At 45.1% G+C, this 17,702-nt stretch carries 17 protein-coding genes; 15 read left to right on the top strand and 2 right to left on the bottom strand.

The window, feature by feature from the left end:
- Positions 1-10: 10 nt before the first annotated feature.
- From nuoE to upp, 11 genes are all read left to right on the top strand, one after another.
- Positions 11-520 carry an NADH-quinone oxidoreductase subunit NuoE gene (nuoE, locus tag F891_RS11895; RefSeq protein WP_004280775.1) on the top strand — a complete coding sequence of 170 codons (510 nt, stop codon included), beginning with the start codon at positions 11-13 and terminating at the stop codon, positions 518-520.
- Positions 517-1,848, top strand: a complete 1,332-nt coding sequence (gene nuoF / locus F891_RS11890) for an NADH-quinone oxidoreductase subunit NuoF (protein ID WP_004280774.1) — start codon at positions 517-519, stop codon at positions 1,846-1,848. The genes nuoE and nuoF overlap by 4 nt, the downstream gene beginning before the upstream one ends.
- An 11-nt stretch (positions 1,849-1,859) precedes the next feature.
- Positions 1,860-4,538 carry an NADH-quinone oxidoreductase subunit NuoG gene (gene nuoG / locus F891_RS11885; RefSeq protein ID WP_004280773.1) on the top strand — a complete coding sequence of 893 codons (2,679 nt, stop codon included), beginning with the start codon at positions 1,860-1,862 and terminating at the stop codon, positions 4,536-4,538.
- Positions 4,539-4,541: 3 nt separating this feature from the next.
- Positions 4,542-5,558: an NADH-quinone oxidoreductase subunit NuoH gene (gene nuoH, locus F891_RS11880; RefSeq protein ID WP_004280772.1), complete on the top strand. Its 1,017-nt coding sequence runs from the start codon at positions 4,542-4,544 to the stop codon at positions 5,556-5,558.
- 18 nt (positions 5,559-5,576) lie between these two features.
- The gene (gene nuoI / locus F891_RS11875) at positions 5,577-6,119 is read left to right on the top strand and encodes an NADH-quinone oxidoreductase subunit NuoI (RefSeq protein WP_004280771.1); all 543 of its coding nucleotides are present in this window, start codon (positions 5,577-5,579) and stop codon (positions 6,117-6,119) included.
- Entirely contained in the window at positions 6,119-6,637 is a 519-nt protein-coding gene (nuoJ, locus tag F891_RS11870) for an NADH-quinone oxidoreductase subunit J (RefSeq protein ID WP_171054322.1), read from the top strand. Before nuoI ends, nuoJ begins: the two co-directional genes overlap by 1 nt.
- Positions 6,637-6,945: an NADH-quinone oxidoreductase subunit NuoK gene (nuoK, locus tag F891_RS11865; protein WP_004280769.1), complete on the top strand. Its 309-nt coding sequence runs from the start codon at positions 6,637-6,639 to the stop codon at positions 6,943-6,945. Before nuoJ ends, nuoK begins: the two co-directional genes overlap by 1 nt.
- Entirely contained in the window at positions 6,942-8,837 is a 1,896-nt protein-coding gene (gene nuoL, locus F891_RS11860; protein WP_004280768.1) for an NADH-quinone oxidoreductase subunit L, read from the top strand. Before nuoK ends, nuoL begins: the two co-directional genes overlap by 4 nt.
- A 1-nt stretch (position 8,838) precedes the next feature.
- Positions 8,839-10,452, top strand: coding sequence for an NADH-quinone oxidoreductase subunit M (gene nuoM, locus F891_RS11855; RefSeq protein ID WP_004280767.1), 1,614 nt, complete (start codon positions 8,839-8,841; stop codon positions 10,450-10,452).
- A gap of 3 nt (positions 10,453-10,455) precedes the next feature.
- The gene (gene nuoN, locus F891_RS11850) at positions 10,456-12,000 is read left to right on the top strand and encodes an NADH-quinone oxidoreductase subunit NuoN (RefSeq protein WP_004645875.1); all 1,545 of its coding nucleotides are present in this window, start codon (positions 10,456-10,458) and stop codon (positions 11,998-12,000) included.
- Between the two features lie 123 nt (positions 12,001-12,123).
- The gene (upp, locus tag F891_RS11845) at positions 12,124-12,759 is read left to right on the top strand and encodes a uracil phosphoribosyltransferase (RefSeq protein WP_004280765.1); all 636 of its coding nucleotides are present in this window, start codon (positions 12,124-12,126) and stop codon (positions 12,757-12,759) included.
- Between the two features lie 55 nt (positions 12,760-12,814).
- Here the strand turns inward: upp and F891_RS11840 are convergent, their stop codons facing one another.
- Entirely contained in the window at positions 12,815-13,966 is a 1,152-nt protein-coding gene (locus tag F891_RS11840) for an IS4-like element ISAbe18 family transposase (protein WP_005261588.1), read from the bottom strand.
- A 156-nt stretch (positions 13,967-14,122) separates the two neighbouring features.
- Between F891_RS11840 and F891_RS11835 the strand changes: the two genes are divergently transcribed.
- The 3 genes from F891_RS11835 (at position 14,123) to F891_RS11825 (ending at position 15,850) form a co-directional block, all read left to right on the top strand.
- On the top strand, positions 14,123-14,416 hold the full coding sequence (locus tag F891_RS11835; RefSeq protein ID WP_004280764.1) for a cold shock domain-containing protein: 294 nt from the start codon (positions 14,123-14,125) through the stop codon (positions 14,414-14,416).
- Between the two features lie 192 nt (positions 14,417-14,608).
- Positions 14,609-14,968, top strand: coding sequence for a hypothetical protein (locus F891_RS11830; RefSeq protein ID WP_005263597.1), 360 nt, complete (start codon positions 14,609-14,611; stop codon positions 14,966-14,968).
- A gap of 159 nt (positions 14,969-15,127) precedes the next feature.
- Positions 15,128-15,850 carry a cold shock domain-containing protein gene (locus F891_RS11825; protein WP_004280762.1) on the top strand — a complete coding sequence of 241 codons (723 nt, stop codon included), beginning with the start codon at positions 15,128-15,130 and terminating at the stop codon, positions 15,848-15,850.
- Between the two features lie 39 nt (positions 15,851-15,889).
- Here F891_RS11825 and gigC read toward each other — a convergent pair whose 3' ends face one another.
- Positions 15,890-16,768 carry a LysR family transcriptional regulator GigC gene (gigC, locus tag F891_RS11820; protein WP_004280761.1) on the bottom strand — a complete coding sequence of 293 codons (879 nt, stop codon included), beginning with the start codon at positions 16,766-16,768 and terminating at the stop codon, positions 15,890-15,892.
- 85 nt (positions 16,769-16,853) lie between these two features.
- Between gigC and F891_RS11815 the strand changes: the two genes are divergently transcribed.
- Positions 16,854-17,615, top strand: coding sequence for a ferredoxin--NADP reductase (locus F891_RS11815; protein WP_004280760.1), 762 nt, complete (start codon positions 16,854-16,856; stop codon positions 17,613-17,615).
- Positions 17,616-17,702 lie beyond the last annotated feature (87 nt).

The following is a 17,702-nucleotide window of genomic DNA, read 5'->3' as shown; positions in this document are numbered from 1 at the left end:
TAAACGCATTATGATGATTTTGACTGATAAAAAGCCACGTGTGAATGTTGAAGGAATTTTGACTGCGGACGAAATTCACGATATCGAACATCACATGGGGCACTACCCATACCCACGTGCAGCGTGTCTAGATGCGCTGAAGTGTGTACAACGCCGTAATGGCTGGGTAGATGATGCGCAAATGAATGCCATCGCACAAATGCTGAGCATGAGCGTTGCAGACCTTGAAGGTGTGGCAACGTTCTATAACCGTATTTATCGTCAGCCGGTCGGTCGTCACGTAATTTTATTATGTGATTCGATTGCGTGTTTCCTGATGGGTGCGGAAACTTTGGCAGAAGCATTCCAGCGCGAATTAGGCATCCAGTTTGGTCAAACGACTGCAGATGGTCGTTTTACTTTGCTGCCAATTTGCTGTCTGGGCAACTGTGACAAAGGTCCAACCTTAATGATTGATGAAGACACGCACGGTCTGGTTGAAGTGACTTCGGTGAAACAGCTGTTGGAGAAGTATGTATGAATACTGAACCAAAACCAATTTATGGCGACGGTAACCCGGAAACGCATCCATTAACATGGCGTTTAAGCAAACAAGCCAACGTACGTAATGCAGATGATTACGAAGCGCTGGAAGGTTATGCAGGCTTTAAAAAAGCACTGACCATGTCGCCTAAAGATGTATTGGAAGTGGTTAAGGCAGCGACTGTAAAAGGTCGTGGTGGTGCAGGCTTCCCGGCAGGTATCAAATGGTCTTTGATGGCGCCAAACGACAACTCAGGTCCACGTTACCTGATTTGTAATGCCGATGAGATGGAACCAGGTACCTTTAAAGACCGTTTGTTGATGGAAGATCTTCCGCATCAATTGATCGAAGGCATGCTGATTGCAGGCTATACGCTTGAAGCAACACACGGTTATATCTTTATCCGTGGCGAGTACATTGAAGCTGCTCAGTACTTAAATGAAGCACTTGAGCAAGTTCGTGCCAAAGGTTACTTAGGGGATAACATCCTTGGTACAGGCTGGAACTTCGAGTTACACGTGCATACCGGTGCGGGTCGTTATATCTGCGGTGAAGAAACTGCATTGATTAACTCGCTAGAAGGTCGCCGTGCCAACCCGCGCACTAAACCGCCATTCCCGCAAGTTGCAGGTGCTTGGGGTCGTCCTACGATTGTCAACAACGTAGAGACCTACAACAACTTACCAGCCATCATGCTGCGTGGTCCTGAATGGTATATCAACTTGTCTGCGGGTAAGTCGAAAGATCCAGGCACCAAGATTTATGGTGCATCAGGTAAGGTAAAATTCCCGGGTCTATGGGAGCTTCCATTTGGTACGACAGCACGTGAAGTGATTGAAGACCATGCGGGTGGTATGCGTGACGGCTTAAAACTGAAAGCATGGTTACCGGGTGGTGCATCGACTGACTTCCTGGCTGCCGAGCATATTGATCTTCCTATGGATGCGGAAAGCATCATGAAAGCAGGTTCGCGTTTAGGGACTTGTTTGTTGATGGTGGTAGATGAAACCCAATGTATGGTTTCAGCGACACGTAACCTCGAAGAATTCTTTGCACGCGAATCATGTGGTTTCTGTACGCCTTGCCGTGATGGCTTACCTTGGGCTGTGAAAGCGCTGAAAGCACTGGAAGATGGCACAGGTAAGAAAGAAGATATCGATCACTTACAAGAACTGACTCGTAAGCTTTGGATTGGTAAAACTTTCTGTGCCCACGCACCGGGTGCAATGGAGCCGCTTATGGGCGCACTCAAATATTTCCGTGGCGAATTTGAAGCGAAGGTTGTGAATGCCGCCGCTCAAACCAGCAACGTAGAACAAGCTTAAGGAATTCGACTATGGCTACAATTCATGTCGATGGCAAATCGTATGAAGTCAACGGCTCGGAAAACTTGCTACAAGCATGTTTGAGTCTTGGCATTGATATCCCATACTTTTGTTGGCATCCATCCTTAGGTTCTGTCGGTTCTTGCCGTCAATGTGCCGTGACCCAGTACGCGAATCCAGAAGATACGCGTGGCCGTTTGGTCATGTCATGTATGACGCCAGCATCTGACAATACCTACATCTCGATTGAAGACAAAGAAGCCAAAGATTTCCGTGCTTCGATTGTTGAATTCTTGATGACCAACCATCCGCACGACTGTCCAGTCTGTGAAGAAGGGGGTCACTGTCATTTACAAGATATGACTGTAATGACGCAGCATGACCGTCGTCGCTACCGTTTCACGAAGCGTACCCATTACAACCAGGAGCTTGGCTCATTCATTTCTCACGAAATGAACCGTTGTATCGCGTGTTACCGTTGTGTGCGTTATTACAAAGACTACGCAGGTGGTACGGACTTCGGCGTGTATGCCAATGCATCACGTGTGTACTTCGGTCGTCCTGAATCAGGTACTTTAGAGTCTGAATTCTCGGGCAACCTGACTGAAGTATGTCCAACAGGTGTATTCACCGACAAAACTCATTCGGCTCGCTACAACCGTAAATGGGACATGCAGTATGCGCCAAGCGTATGCCAAGGCTGTTCTTCAGGTTGTAACATCTCTCCGGGTGAGCGTTATGGCGAACTTCGCCGCGTAGAAAACCGTTATAACGGTGAAGTCAACCAGTACTTCCTATGCGACAAAGGCCGTTTCGGTACAGGTTATGTGAACCGTGAGGACCGTCCGCGTCAACCACAATTCCGTCAAGGTGCAACTGTTGAAACTGTTTCAGTGGATGCAGCACTAGACACGGTCATTGCAAATATCCAGGGCAAAAAAGTATTGGGTATTGGTTCACCGCGTGCATCACTTGAATCAAACTTCGCACTTCGTGAGTTGGTGGGTCAAGAGAACTTCTCAACAGGTCTATCTCAAAAAGAAAAGAATCTGGTTGAGTTGGCAGCTTCTATCATGCAAACCGAGGGTGTTTACAACCCGAACATGCGTGAAATTGAAAGCTACGATGCTGTGTTAATTTTGGGTGAAGACCTCACACAAACTGCGCCACGTATGGCTTTATCTGTTCGCCAGGCTGCGAAAAATAAAGGCAAAGAGATGGCGGCAGAGCGCCGTACGCAAGAATGGTTAGCTGAGCCGGTACAACGTATTGCCCAAGATGCAAAATCTCCGATTTACATCCTGGCTGCGACACAAACCCGTTTGTCTGATGTTGCTGAAGGCGAAGTGGTTGCTTCTCCAAACGACATCGCGCGTTTAGGTTTTGCAGTTGCTGCAGCAGTTGCGGGTGAAACGATTCTTGGTTTAGATGACGATGCCAAAGCATTTGCACAAACCATTGCGGACACTTTAAAAGCTGCGAAGAAACCACTGATTATCTCGGGTACAAGCTTGCAAGATCCTGCCATCATGGAAGCTGCTGCACAAGTTGCACAGAATCTGGGTAATGCAGGTCTGACCTTGACGGTTCCTGAAGTGAACTCGATGGGTATGGCAATCTTGGGTGGTCAAAGCCTAGAGCAAGCATTTGCACAAGATTACGATACTGTGATTGTGGTTGAAAACGACCTTTACCGTCGTCTTCCTGCTGCACAGGTTGATGCTGCACTTGCAGGTAAAGATGTGATCGTACTGGATCATTCTGAAACTGAAACAGTGAAAAAAGCCGACATCGTACTTTCTGCCGCAAGCTTTGCGGAAGGTGATGGTACGGTTGTATCGCAAGAAGGCCGTGCACAACGTTTCTACCAAGTGTATGACCCAAGCTACTACAATCCTGAATTGGCGATCAAAGAATCTTGGCGCTGGTTACACGCTCTGGAAACAGGCGTAAAAGGCAAAGCGATTTCTTGGACTTTACTGGATGACGTAATCGAGTCAGTGGCGAAGAACGTTCCTGCGCTTGAAGGCATCCTGGATGTCGCACCTGATGCGGGCTTCCGTGTTCATGGCTTGAAAGTGGCACGTGAACCACGTCGTTACTCAGGTCGTACTTCAATGCGTTCGCCATTGTCTGTACATGAGCCGAAACAGCCTACAGATCAAGACTCTGCATTAACGTTCTCGATGGAAGGTTATGTCGGAGACCAGACCCCATCTCCACTGGTTCCATTTGCATGGTCTGCAGGCTGGAACTCGCCACAAGCCTGGAACAAGTTCCAGGAAACTGTGGGTGGTTCACTGAAAGGTGGTGATTCAGGCGTTCGTTTATTCGACCGTTTGGCAAAACGTCCGGCACGTACATTCGTTGCACCGGCACCTGTTCTGGTCAATGCTGAAAGCTTCCGTCTGGTACCAATGCACCATATCTTTGGTTCAGGTGAATTCACGGTAAAAACACCAGCGATGGAAACACGTATTCCTGAAGCGGTATTTGCAGTGGGTGAGCAGGATGCAGCGCGCCTGAATGTTCAAGATGGTCAGACAATCACGGTGAAAGCAGGTGAGACGTCAATCGTTCTTCCAGTTCAAGTGATTGAATATTTACCGACAGGTTATATTGGCTACCCAATCGGTCTGGTACCGACGGTATCTCTTGCAGAGCCTGTTTCAGTCGCGGTAGGAGTGTAATTCATGGAACAAGAATTAATCCGTCAAACGCCGCTGTGGGCTGAAAACTGGCCAATTGCCTATTCAGTCATTCAAGCGATTGTGATCTTGCTGGTTGTAGTACTGATCGCTGCGTTGATGTCTTTTATTGAACGTCGTTTACTCGGCTTGTGGCAAGACCGCTACGGTCCGAACCGTGTTGGTCCGGGCGGTATGTTCCAGATTGTTGCCGACATGCTGAAAATCATGTTCAAGGAAGACTGGACACCTAAGTTTGCTGACAAATTGACGTTCCGTATGGCGCCTGCAGTTGCGATGGCAACTGCAGTGCTGTCGTTCATGGTTATTCCTGTATCACCTTATTTAGGTGTAGCAGACATGAACATCGGCCTGTTGTTCTTTATGGCAATGGCCGGTATTGCAGTTTATGCAGTCCTGTTCGGTGGCTGGTCATCAAACAACAAATATGCCTTACTGGGCGGTTTACGTTCTGCGGCTCAGACCATTTCTTATGAAGTGTTCTTGGGTATCTCATTGATGGGTGTGGTGGCAATTGCCGGTTCATTCAACATGCGTGAAATCGTTGAAGCGCAAAAAGATGTATGGTTTGTGATTCCTCAGTTCCTTGGCTTCCTGATCTTTGTGGTTGCGGGTGTTGCGGTAACGCATCGTCACCCATTTGACCAACCAGAAGCAGAACAAGAATTGGCAGAAGGTTACCATGTCGAATACGGCGGTATGAAGTGGGGGATGTTCTTCGTTGCGGAATACGTCAACGTGGTACTGATCTCTGCATTGATCGTGACTTTATTCTTCGGTGGCTGGCTTGCGCCATTCAACCTTGATATTCCGTTCCTTCCAGCAGCATTCTGGTTCATTATCAAAACAGCATTCTTTGTAATGATGTTTGTACTGGCGCGTGGTTCATTAATGCGTCCACGTTATGACCAGGTGATGAACTTTGGTTGGAAAATTTGCTTGCCATTGGCGTTGGTTAACCTTTTGGTAACTGGTGCTGTGATTCTGATGAATCAGGCCTAAGACAGCAGGGAGAACAAAATGTTTAAATTTCTAGCTGGATTCGGGTCAATCGTTCGTTCGTTGTGGATGGTGTTCAGCCACGCAACACGTAAACGTGACACCATTTTATATCCGGAAGTGCCGGCCGAAGAAATCGTGCCACCACGCTTCCGTGGTCGTATCGTATTGACACGCGACCCTGATGGCGAAGAACGCTGTGTGGCATGTAACCTGTGTGCGGTTGCCTGTCCGGTAGGCTGTATTTCACTACAAAAAGCAGAACGTGAAGATGGTCGCTGGTATCCGGAATTTTTCCGTATCAACTTCTCACGCTGTATTTTCTGCGGTATGTGTGAAGAAGCGTGTCCAACCACTGCGATTCAGATGACCCCGGACTTCGAGCTTGGCGAATATGTTCGTCAGGACTTGGTCTATGAAAAAGAACACCTGCTGATTTCTGGTCCCGGTAAATATCCTGACTATAACTTCTACCGTGTAACCGGTATGGCAGTTGCAGGCAAGGACAAAGGTCAAGCACAGCGTGAAAGTGCACCTGTTGATGTACGGAGTCTATTACCATGATGTGGCCATTTTATTTAATGGCCCTCGTGGCCATTGTCTCTACGGTTCGCGTGGTGACTAACGCGAATCCGGTACATGCTTTATTAAGCCTGATCGTGTCATTGCTTGCAGTCGCAGGCATGTTCCTGATCGTCGGTGCGCCATTCGCTGGTGCGCTGGAAGTGATCGTTTATGCGGGCGCGATCATGGTGTTGTTCGTGTTCGTGGTGATGATGCTGAACCTGGGTGAGCAGACCGTTGAACAAGAACGCAAATGGTTGACCTCATCGGCTTGGGCTTATCCGGCGTTGATGAGCTTCCTGATCGGTTTGGTGCTGGTATGGGTATTAAACTCTGATTACACACAAGCTTCACTGGTAATGGGTACAGAAATGGTGGGCCCGAAAGCAGTGGGTCAAGCACTCTTTACGCAATACTTGTTGTTGGTTGAAGTTGCCGCGATGTTATTGCTTGCTGCCTTGGTAGCTGCATTCCATTTGGGTAAACGTGAACCAGATGCAGAAGAGGAAAAAGAATAATGGGCAACATCCCTTTAGAGCATGGTTTGATCGTTGCATCTATTCTCTTTGCACTGGGTTTTTACGGTGTAATGGTGCGACGCAACCTACTATTTATTTTAATGAGCCTTGAAATCATGATGAACGCTGCTGCTTTAGCGTTCGTCCTGGCGGGCAGTGCATGGGCACAGCCAGATGGTCAGATCATGTTTATCCTGATCCTGACGCTTGCTGCGGCAGAGGCTTGTATTGGTCTTGCGATCGTCCTTCAGTTCTATCATCGCTTCCATCACCTGGATGTGGATGCTGCTAGTGAGATGCGCGGATGAGTTATTTATATCTAACAATTTTATTTCCGCTCATTGGTTTTGTCCTGTTGGCGGCGGGGCGTAACAAGCTTCCGGAATCTGTTGCAGCGATCATTGGTGTGGGTGCAGTCGGTTTATCTGCACTGTTCGCACTGATTGCGGGTATGGACTTTGTTAACAATGGTTCAACTGCAGTAGTACAACACCTTTGGACCTGGTTCAGTGTTGGTGGTTTTGCTCCGGGCATCAGCTTGCAACTGGATGGTTTATCTTTACTGATGCTGGGCATGGTGACAGGTGTGGGTTTCTTGATTCACATCTTTGCATCATGGTACATGCGTGGTGAAGAAGACTTCGCACGTTTCTTCTCTTACTTCAACCTGTTCGTTGCTAGCATGTTGTTGCTGGTATTGGGCGATAACCTGGCGTTGTTATTCCTAGGTTGGGAAGGCGTAGGTCTGTGTTCATACCTGTTGATCGGTTATTACTACCAGAACCCTGCAAATGGTCTGGCGGCAATCAAGGCATTTACCGTGACCCGTATCGGTGATGTATTCTTGCTGATTGCCATGTTCCTGATCTTCCAGCAATTCGGTACCTTGAACATTCAGTACATCGTTGAAAATGCAGCGACTGTAATGACACAAAGTTCATCTCTGACCATCTGGACAGCATTGTTATTGTTCTTGGGTGCGGCGGGTAAATCTGCACAGATCCCGTTACAAACATGGTTAGCCGATGCGATGGCAGGTCCGACACCTGTTTCTGCATTGATCCATGCTGCAACGATGGTAACAGCGGGTGTTTACCTGTGCTGCCGTCTGTTCGCAGTCTTTGAACTTGCGCCAGAAGTGATGGTATTTATTTCGATCACAGGTGCGGTGACCTTACTGGTTGCTGGTTTTGCTGCACTGGTTCAAACCGATATCAAACGTATTCTGGCTTACTCAACCATGAGTCAGCTGGGTTATATGTTTATGGCGGTGGGTGCTGAAGCGTATCAGGCTGGTCTGTTCCATATGCTAACTCACGCATTCTTCAAGGCACTCTTGTTCTTGTCGTCAGGTGCGGTGATTCTGGCTTACCATCACGAACAAAACATCTTCAAGATGGGTGGTCTGTTCTACAAGAACAAATTCCTGTTTGCATGTTTCGCGATTGGTGGCGGTGCATTGGCAGCGATTCCATTCCTGACCATTGGTTTCTTCTCAAAAGATGCGATTCTTGCTGCAGTCTGGACGCAAAGTCATATTGCTGGTTTACCGGTATATAACACGCTGTACTGGGTGGGTGTTGCAGGTGCATTCTTAACGTCTATTTATACATTCCGCTTAATCTGGGTTGTATTCTTCGGCAAAGAAAACACGCCTTATCATGAAATCAAAGGTGCAACTTACTGGGCGCCACTGGCGATTCTTGCTGTACTTTCAACAGGTCTGGCGATCGTTCTGAAAGCACCAGTGATGAGTATTCTGGATGCTGCACAAATTCCAGCCTTCATTATTCCTGAAGCGCTTGAAGCGGGTGCACATGGTGCTGAATACATCGCAATCGCTGTTGCGTTAACAGGTCTTGCAGTGGGTGTTGTGTTGTTCGCTTTTGCTTACAATGCAGTCAAACGTTTTGCAGCCACTTCTGTGGGTGCTGGCTTGGTCAATATCTGCCGTAATGCATTAGGTTTCGATACGCTGTATGACATCATTTTCGTGAAGCCATATTTAATGTTCGCGAAGATCTTTGGTCGTGATCCAATTGATGGCCTATGGCTGGTACTTCCTGCACTTGTTAAAGGTGGTCACAGCTTTACAAGTTCACGTCAAACCGGTTCACTGCGTGAATATGCATCTAGTATGGGGCTCGGTGTCGTTGTCCTACTGATGATCTTGATCGTGATTCAGGTCGTGGGGAAATAAAATGGAAGCTCCAAACAATATTATTTTGCCGGCTCTGATCCTCATTCCGTTCATTGCAGGTTTCATATGCTGGTTGGTCGATAAACTCGACCAACACTTGCCGCGTTATATCGCGCTGATCGGTATGCTGGTGACCTTGGTCTTGACCATCGTCCTTTGGCAGACTGGTACTTATAACTATGAATTAGGCGGTGCTACACCTTCGTGGGCTGCCGAATTCAAATTGCCTTGGATTCAAACCCTCGGCATTAACATTCACCTTGCAGTGGATGGTTTATCACTTCTTATGGTTGGCTTGACTGCACTCCTGGGTGTGCTGGCAGTAGGCTGTTCATGGGGCGAGATTCAAAAGAACGTTGGTTTCTTCCACTTGAACCTTTTATGGTCGTTGGGTGGTGTCATCGGTGTCTTCCTTGCGATTGACCTGTTCCTGTTCTTCTTCTTCTGGGAGATGATGCTGGTACCGATCTACTTCCTGATTGCCCTTTGGGGTCATAAAGGGGCAGAAGGCAAGTCACGTGTTTATGCAGCTAACAAGTTCTTCATTTACACGCAGGTTGCCGGTTTGGTGATGCTGATTGGTATCCTTGGTCTGGTGACTGTGGGCTATACCATGACTGGCGAAATCCGTTTCGACTACAACTATCTATTAGGTGTGGCGAATACGCTTGATGCTCAGGCGCCAGCGGTGGCTTATGCATTCATGATCTGTTTATTCATCGGTTTTGCGGTAAAACTTCCAGTTTTCCCATTACACGGCTGGTTACCAGATGCACATGCACAAGCACCAACAGCGGGCTCTGTCGATCTTGCAGGTATCTTGATTAAGACTGCAGCGTACGGTTTATTACGTTTCGTGATTCCGTTCTTCCCGGCAGCGTCTGCACAGTTTGCAGACTTCGCAATCATTCTTGGTTTAATCGGTATTTTCTACGGTGCTTGGTGTGCTTTCCAACAAACCGACATGAAACGCCTGTTGGCTTATACCTCTATTTCACACATGGGCTTCGTTTTACTTGCGATCTACGCAGGTAACATCCTGACCTTCCAAGGTCTGATGATCATGATGTTGGCACATGGTATTTCATCTGCTGCGCTGTTCATTATGTGTGGTCAGGTATATGAGCGTGTGCATACGCGTGATATGCGTTTGATGGGCGGTATGCGTGGTCAGTTCCCGTATCTTGCATTCTTCCTGATGTTCTTCGTTGCGGCGTTGGTGGGTATTCCAGGTCTAGGTAACTTCATTGGTGAGTTCCTGATCCTGATGGGTGCTTATGCGAAATTCCCGGCGTTTACCATTCTTGCGGCAATCAGCTTGGTATTTGCGGGTTTATACGGTTTGATCCTGATTCACAAAGCCTTGTTTGGTGTACCAAATGAAGCGCAACAGCAGCACTATACAAATCCGTTAAAAGATCTAAATGCACGTGAAATCGCATTATTGTTGATCTGTGCGTTTGGTCTACTTTGGCTTGGTCTATATCCACAAAGCTTCCTTGACGTTTCTAACTCAAGTATGGCGTGGTTAGCGAATAGCTACATTCCAGTTCAAGAAGTGGTTGAAGTTGCTGATCAAGTAACGACTCAACTTGAAAATGTGGAGATCCAATAAGCCATGAACTTCACAATGTCTTTTTCTGAGCTTATGCCTCTAGCACCTGTGATGATCGTGTCGTTAACTGCGATCGTCGTGATGTTGCTGACCGCAATCAAGCGTAACCATAACCTGGTGGCTACCACCACGGTGATTGGCTTAAACCTTGCTGCGTTCTATATCATTTTCGTTTTGTTGGCGGGCGTGTTTGCACCTGCCAACGTGATGAATCTGTTCATCGTAGATCCATTTACGATGCTGTACCAGTTTGTGATTTTGATTGCTGCACTTGCATGTGCAACGCTATCTCACGCGTATATCGAAACCTATAAAGATAACCGTGAAGAGCTGTATATCCTGATGCTGACATCCGTTGCGGGTGCCATGCTAATGGTGGCTAGCTCACACTATGCATCATTCTTTATCAGCCTTGAGTTGATGTCGATTCCTGTATATGGCTTGTTGGCATATACACATCAACGTTCTCAATCGCTTGAAGCGGGTGTGAAATATCTGGTGCTTTCAGCAACTGCGTCTGCAATGCTGCTCATGGGTATGGCATATATTTATGCATATACAGGTACTTTAAGTTTCGTTGCGGAACCGGGTAAACTGTTTACTGTATTCAGTCAACCGGCTGTCGTGATTGGTCTGGCATTAATTGTATTTGCAGTAGCATTTAAATTATCGCTGGCACCATTCCACAAATGGACACCAGACGTATACGCGGGTGCCCCAGCGCCAATCGCAACTTTCCTTGCGACTGTTGCGAAAGTAGCCATGATCGGTCTGTTTGTTCGTTATGCATTGTCTTCAGGTTTAATCCTGGCGGACAGCTTCGTAACGATCATTTCGATTATTGCGGTTCTGTCTATCCTTGCTGGTAACTTGCTGGCGGTTCGCCAGGTGAACTTGAAACGTATCTTGGCATACTCTTCAATTGCACACTTTGGTTATTTGCTGGTTGCCATCGTAAGTTCACGTAATACGGATTTCTTACAAGTTCAAGGTTTTGCAACTTTTGAAAGTGTAAACGTTTATGTGATTACCTATGTATTAACGACGATCGGTGCGTTCGGTGTTGTTACGCTAATGTCTAGTCCGTATAACAATACGGATGAAGCGGGTAGTCTGGCTGAATACCGTGGTTTGTTCTGGCGCCGTCCAGTATTAACTGCTGTATTGACAGTGATGATGCTGTCTCTTGCAGGTATTCCTTTAACTGCCGGCTTTATCGGTAAGTTCCTGGTAATTAAAACTGCGGTTGCAGGCGAAGCCTGGTTCCTGACTGCGATGGTTATCTTGGGTTCTGGTATCGGTTTGTACTACTACCTACGTGTGATGGTTGTGCTTTACATGACACCACCTGAAACACCACGTCTAGATGCGGTGAATCATTGGGGTCAAAAAGTCGGTGGTATCATGGTACTTCTTGCTGCGCTTGCGGTACTTGTGATCGGTGTCTACCCAGATCCGGTGATTGCAGTGTCTAAATATGCATTCTTTGCCATGTCACCTGAATTGCAACAGTTCATTTTCACTTTGGTTCAAAGTGGTTTTAACTAATATCTGCAAAGATTGACGTTATTACAAAAAAGCCTCCATGATTGGGGGCTTTTTTATTTATACAAATCAATAAAAGCCTTTATAATAGCGGAAATTTATCTTTAACCTTTTAGGTGTTCTCCCGTGGCAATCCATGAAATCCGTCATCCACTCATTCGACATAAGCTTGGTTTACTCCGTCGTGCAGATATCAGTACCAAGAATTTCCGTGAGTTAGCTCAAGAAGTGACCATGCTTCTAACTTATGAAGCAACTAAAGACCTGCCAATGGTTGAACATGATATTGATGGCTGGAATGGTGCTGTTACAGTTGACCGTATTGCGGGTAAAAAAATCACGGTTGTGCCAATTCTACGTGCCGGTATTGGCATGCTCGACGGTTTCCTGAACCTGATTCCAAGTGCAAAAGTATCGGTACTCGGTTTAGAGCGTGATGAAGAAACTCTGGAAGCACGTACCTATTATAAAAAACTGGTTCCAGACGTACAAAACCGTATCGCGATGATCATTGATCCAATGTTGGCCACAGGTTCTTCTTTAGTGGCTGCAATTGATGTACTGAAAGCCAGCGGCTGTAAAGACATTCGTGTGATGGTTCTGGTTGCTGCTCCAGAAGGCATTAAGCGTGTAGAAGCTACGCATCCGGATGTTGTGATTTTTACTGCTTCTATCGATAATGGCTTAAATGAAAATGGTTATATCGTTCCAGGTCTTGGCGATGCTGGCGATAAAATCTTTGGTTCAGTTCAAAAAGACTAATTTTTGAATATGATGAAAAAAGGGGCTACTACAGCCATTGCTGTCCCACAATTTTTCACAAGAGGAAGCTCATTTGAGCTTCCTCTTGTTTTATGGGTATTTTATCGGGTGAAAATAAAGCTTTTAAAGTTCTTCTTTCAAACAAATTCACTTGAATTATTCTGAGTAAACGTTGAACTGTCCAACCTGTTTTTCCTAAATGTTGAGCGAAACTCACCAATAAATAGGCGATCATCGCAATCCAGATTTGTGTCTGAATTGCGTTCCTGCTGCGGCCTAGAAACGCTTTTAATTTGAGATTCTGCTTAATCGCCTTAAAGAACAGCTCAACTTTCCAACGATCTTTATAAATCGCCGCAATGGTGGAGGCGGCTAAATGAAAGTTATTGCTGAGAAAGCTAAAGTGCTTGCCACTTTGCTGATCTCTATATTCAATTCTTCTTAACACTGGGGCTTTTCTTTTTAGGGCATGTGCGCTATTCAGCTGAATGGTTTCATCTTTTAGAATACCTTTGGATTCAAGCACTGGATGTTGCTGGATCACCTGATACACAGATTTAGGCCTAAAACGTGTGACAAATCCAATGTTTTGAGCAGTCAGATTTGCATACCATTGGTAATCGACATAGCCTTTATCAAAAACTACAATGCTGCCAGCAGGAAACTGGAATTTACGGCCTTGTACCATGTCATTTTCTTTGCCATTTTCAACTGCAACAAACTCAGGAATATCATTGCTGTGATTCAATCCTATGCTGAGTTTCATGCTGGCTTTTGAGTTGTGAACTTTGGCCCATTCACATAAGGAAAGCGACAGGTCAATATGACTGGCATCCAAGGAATACAAGGGATTCTTAAAGCGAAATTTATGAGCTACTTTTGAGTGTTCATAGTATTTAAGCAACTTGTAAAATAGCTGTTGATACAAGGCAGCAGGCTGCTGCTCATTGATTCGTGCCAGCGTGCTTCGGGGAATAGACTTTGCTCCGAGATGACTTAGCTTTTCCTGTTGGCACTCCAAATTGGATTGAATATCTCTCAGACTTTGCCTACAAGAGAATTGAGACATCAATATGGCAATAAACTGATCCCACCGGGAAGCCGCTCTAAATTTCTGTCCAACATGGTGTACTTTAGCAAGTTGTTCAAAATCCTGTCGCACAACAGGTTTAATTAGCTCATGAAATACGGTATTCTGATGTGACAAAACCTGAATCCTAGTCGTTAAAGTGTTTGTTTGCACTCATATTTTAACTGTTAGGACTCAGGTTTTTTTATTTAAAGCAAACTATGGGACAGCAGTGCTACTACAGCCTCTTTTTTATATAATGTAGACAGGGCATTTTCAGGATAGGACAATAGCATGAAAGATGAATTGTATCAGGGCAAAATCAAACAGTATGACCCTGCCAAAGGTTTCGGTTTTATTGGCTGTGCTGAGGGAGATGTATTCTTCCATATTTCAGACTTCCCTGTGGCAGAAGGCGAGCCAAAACGCAATGAACGTGTGAAATTTAATGTTGTTGAAAATGGCGATAAGTACAAAGCGATTAAGATTGAACGTGTCGAAGACAACTCAAAGAAAGCTAAAAAAACCAAAGTGGCAACACACAATAAATCAATTACATCGGCATTGTTAAACAACTTCCGTGGTTAATAGATAATCTTCATACTTAATCGTGTTTGGTTACATTCTAAAAGAGGCTTTCAAGCCTCTTTTTTTATAGCATCACCGCTTATATATTCAAAGAGACAGACAACACATAAAAAATCCACCAAACAGCAACACTGCTGAACATTTCCTTTGGCTTAGAATACAAATTAAATGAATTCTATAGAGAGAAATGTCATGTTTACGGATGGAAAAATTAAAACTTACGATTCCGAACGTGGTATGGGTACTTTGGAGTTGGTAGGGGAAGCTCAAGAGTTAAGTTTCAAGTTACAGGATTTACCTTCGCCTGAAATTGAGCCACAAATTGGAGAGCGGCTTAAATTTAGAATCATTCCCCAACAAGGCAGCATGGCATTAGACAACATAGTACGTCTGGATATTAAAGTGCAGGATGAATTTGTGCCAGAAGTCGTCGCCTTGCAATCCTTGACACCTACAGTGCCTGTTCCGGTACGTAATTCACTTTTCTTTAGTCCGACCCTTTGGCTAGCATTGGTATCAGCTGTTGGCTTTATGATTTTTGGCGAAGTATAAATAAAAAGGAAATTTTAATTTTTTAATTTTAACTTGGGATCTATTCTTCTGTCATAAAAAAACTTCTAGTTTTTTGTTTCTGCTTTAGAGAATTTGACAAAAGCTTTTCAGTCTCTTTTTGATTACAATCATAAAAAATATTAGAGATAAGAGCGAATTATGTTTCAAGAGGGGAAAATCAAAACCTATAACGAAGATCGTGGTTTTGGTTTTATTCAGATCGAAGGGCAATCTAAAGATTTATTTTTTCATGTCAAAGACTTTCCCAATAAAAATGTTCCGCCAAGAATTGGGGAAAAATTAAAGTTTTTAATTGTGGAAGATAATGGAAAGTTTAAGGCGGACCATATTGTTCGCTTGGATATTAAGCAAGAAGTGCCTGTTGCACAAAATAATGATCTACATGAAGATATTGAAACCAAAGCCTCTCCACGTTATGAAAAGAAAAAATTATCAACTACATCAAAAATAATCACAATATCAGGACTGGTGATTATTGTGATTCTTGCTGTTCTTATTTATAACAAATACCAAAGCTACCAAGTTCAAAAACAGCAAAAGCTTGAAGGACTGATAGTAGAGCAGCAAAGAATTGTCGCTGAGCAGCGAGCAGCGCAAGGTGATCTAGCTATGCAAGGATTATCTGAGCAAGGTAGGAAGAACCTCGAAAATCGCGGCACTGAGTTAAGAAGCCAAAATAACCCCATTAATTCGAAAACTTCAGAAACGGTTTCGCCATCTATGTCTCAATTTAAATGCGATGGTCGAGAACACTGTAGTCAGATGGGTTCTTATGAGGAAGCATTATTTTTTATTCGTAACTGTCCCAATACTAAAATGGATGGTGACGGAGATGGGATACCCTGTGAAAGTCAGTTTTGATGAATCATAAAAAAAGCACCTTACGGTGCTTTTAATATTTTAGCTTTCACAAAAATTCATAAAGGCTCTCAGACCTGGACCCTGATATTTCTGGCGATGTACCAGCATGAACAGAGGACGAGTCAGCGACCAGAATGGTGTATCCAGAATTACCAATTGACCTTTTTCACGTAAAGGCTCAATCGCAAGTTTGGAAATACAGGACATGCCGATTCCGCCCGCTACAATTTTCAAAATTGCTTCATTATGACCGAGTGTCAGACGGATATTGGCATCTGGCACATCTTTCAAGATGGCATTGTCAAACACCTCACGGGTACCTGAACCTTCTTCACGCAGAATCCATTCAACAGATTTGAAATCTTCAGCGGTTAGTTCACGGTTCAATTGCGCAAGGGGATGGTCTGGCGCACAGCACACGGCCAGCTCATCATCACGCCAATGGATACATTGGAGCTGTGGCAAATGACATGAACCTTCAATTAAGGCAAGATCCAGCTGGAACTGATTCACCGCTTCAATCATTTGACGGGTATTACCGACTTGAAGCTGTAAATGTGCTTGCGGCTTGATTTTCAAGAAATCGGCCATTAGGTCAGGAATCAGGTAATCTGAAATCGTCAGGGTTGCACCTAAACGTAAATCGATACTTTGAAGCTCACCTTTAGCGACTTGTTCAAAAGATTCACAACGACCTAAAATTTCCAGGGCTTGAGGGAGAAGAAAGCGCCCCAGGTCATTCAGCTGTAAACGTTTGCCTAGACGGTCAAATAGTGGAGCACCCAGACCATCTTCCAGATCTGCTAAAGCCATACTAGCCGCACTTTGTGTAAGCTTGACGGCATCGCTAGCCTTCGTTACGGTACCCTCTTGTGCCACTGCTACAAAAACAGCCAATTGGCGTAAAGTCATGCGCATGAGTAGAGCCTTAACATTTAAAAAATATTAATAAATTATGTTGCCATGCTACCATGAGCACAGTCTTTCATGCCACGTTGAAATCATGTCAATTGAAAAATTTACCCGAGAAAAAGTTTTATCTGTACACCGTTGGACCAATACATTATTTAGTTTTACGATGACACGCCCGGCACATTTTAAGTTTACCGCAGGGCAGTTTGCGCGTATTGGTTTGCAAGTGGGGGATGAACTGGTGGTTCGTGCCTATTCGGTAGTGTCCTCTCCTTTTGATGAAACTCTGGAGTTTTTCTCGATTGTCGTTCCAGAAGGTAAATTTACCTCCAATTTACAGCACCTCAAAGTCGGGGATGAGCTGCATCTGGAAAAAATTCCTTATGGTTATCTGACTCTGGCACGTTATCAATTGCCTTTGCCTAAAGATCTATGGTTACTGGGTACCGGTACGGGGCTGGCACCGTTTATTTGCATGTTGCAAGACTTTGAAACCTGGAGCAAATACGAAAAAATTAATCTGGTTTATAGTGTACGCACCCGGGCAGAACTCGCTTATGTAGACCGGATTCAGGAAATCGCTGAAACCTTTGGCGAAGGACATACTGGTTTTAAATTTATCCCGATTATTACCCGTGAACCCGATGCACCTTTACACGACCGTTTACCGATTTTGATTGCCAATGGTGAGCTGGAAAAGGCAGCAGGTATCGCGTTTAATCCGGAAACGACGCATGTCATGCTTTGTGGTAACCCGGATATGGTCGATGATACCAAAGAAGCCTTAAAAGCTCGTGGCCTGACCATGAACCGTCGTGGTGAAGGAAATATTGCGGTCGAGAATTACTGGTAAGGTTGAAGGATTTATGAGCAAAACCCCCTGCTTGAAGGCAATGCGGTTCCTTTAACAGGAGCGGCATTGTGATCTAAGGGATAACGG

The sequence above is a fragment of the Acinetobacter sp. CIP 101966 genome (assembly GCF_000369725.1).
GTDB classification, from domain to species: Bacteria; Pseudomonadota; Gammaproteobacteria; order Pseudomonadales; family Moraxellaceae; genus Acinetobacter; species Acinetobacter lwoffii_Q.
Note: the sequence above shows the minus strand (reverse complement) of the source record. Positions and strands in the feature narration are given on the sequence as shown.

Bases quoted from the DNA above. Each gene is read 5' to 3' on its own strand.
- nuoH (WP_004280772.1), top strand. From the start codon at position 4,542: ATGGAACAAGAATTAATCCGTCAAACGCCGCTGTGGGCTGAAAACTGG.
- F891_RS11825 (WP_004280762.1), top strand. From the start codon at position 15,128: ATGTTTCAAGAGGGGAAAATCAAAACCTATAACGAAGATCGTGGTTTT.
- nuoM (WP_004280767.1), top strand. From the start codon at position 8,839: ATGGAAGCTCCAAACAATATTATTTTGCCGGCTCTGATCCTCATTCCG.
- F891_RS11815 (WP_004280760.1), top strand. From the start codon at position 16,854: ATGTCAATTGAAAAATTTACCCGAGAAAAAGTTTTATCTGTACACCGT.
- nuoF (WP_004280774.1), top strand. From the start codon at position 517: ATGAATACTGAACCAAAACCAATTTATGGCGACGGTAACCCGGAAACG.
- gigC (WP_004280761.1), bottom strand. From the start codon at position 16,768: ATGCGCATGACTTTACGCCAATTGGCTGTTTTTGTAGCAGTGGCACAA.
- nuoN (WP_004645875.1), top strand. From the start codon at position 10,456: ATGAACTTCACAATGTCTTTTTCTGAGCTTATGCCTCTAGCACCTGTG.
- nuoE (WP_004280775.1), top strand. From the start codon at position 11: ATGATGATTTTGACTGATAAAAAGCCACGTGTGAATGTTGAAGGAATT.
- nuoK (WP_004280769.1), top strand. From the start codon at position 6,637: ATGGGCAACATCCCTTTAGAGCATGGTTTGATCGTTGCATCTATTCTC.
- nuoG (WP_004280773.1), top strand. From the start codon at position 1,860: ATGGCTACAATTCATGTCGATGGCAAATCGTATGAAGTCAACGGCTCG.
- F891_RS11835 (WP_004280764.1), top strand. From the start codon at position 14,123: ATGAAAGATGAATTGTATCAGGGCAAAATCAAACAGTATGACCCTGCC.
- nuoI (WP_004280771.1), top strand. From the start codon at position 5,577: ATGTTTAAATTTCTAGCTGGATTCGGGTCAATCGTTCGTTCGTTGTGG.
- nuoL (WP_004280768.1), top strand. From the start codon at position 6,942: ATGAGTTATTTATATCTAACAATTTTATTTCCGCTCATTGGTTTTGTC.
- F891_RS11830 (WP_005263597.1), top strand. From the start codon at position 14,609: ATGTTTACGGATGGAAAAATTAAAACTTACGATTCCGAACGTGGTATG.
- nuoJ (WP_171054322.1), top strand. From the start codon at position 6,119: ATGTGGCCATTTTATTTAATGGCCCTCGTGGCCATTGTCTCTACGGTT.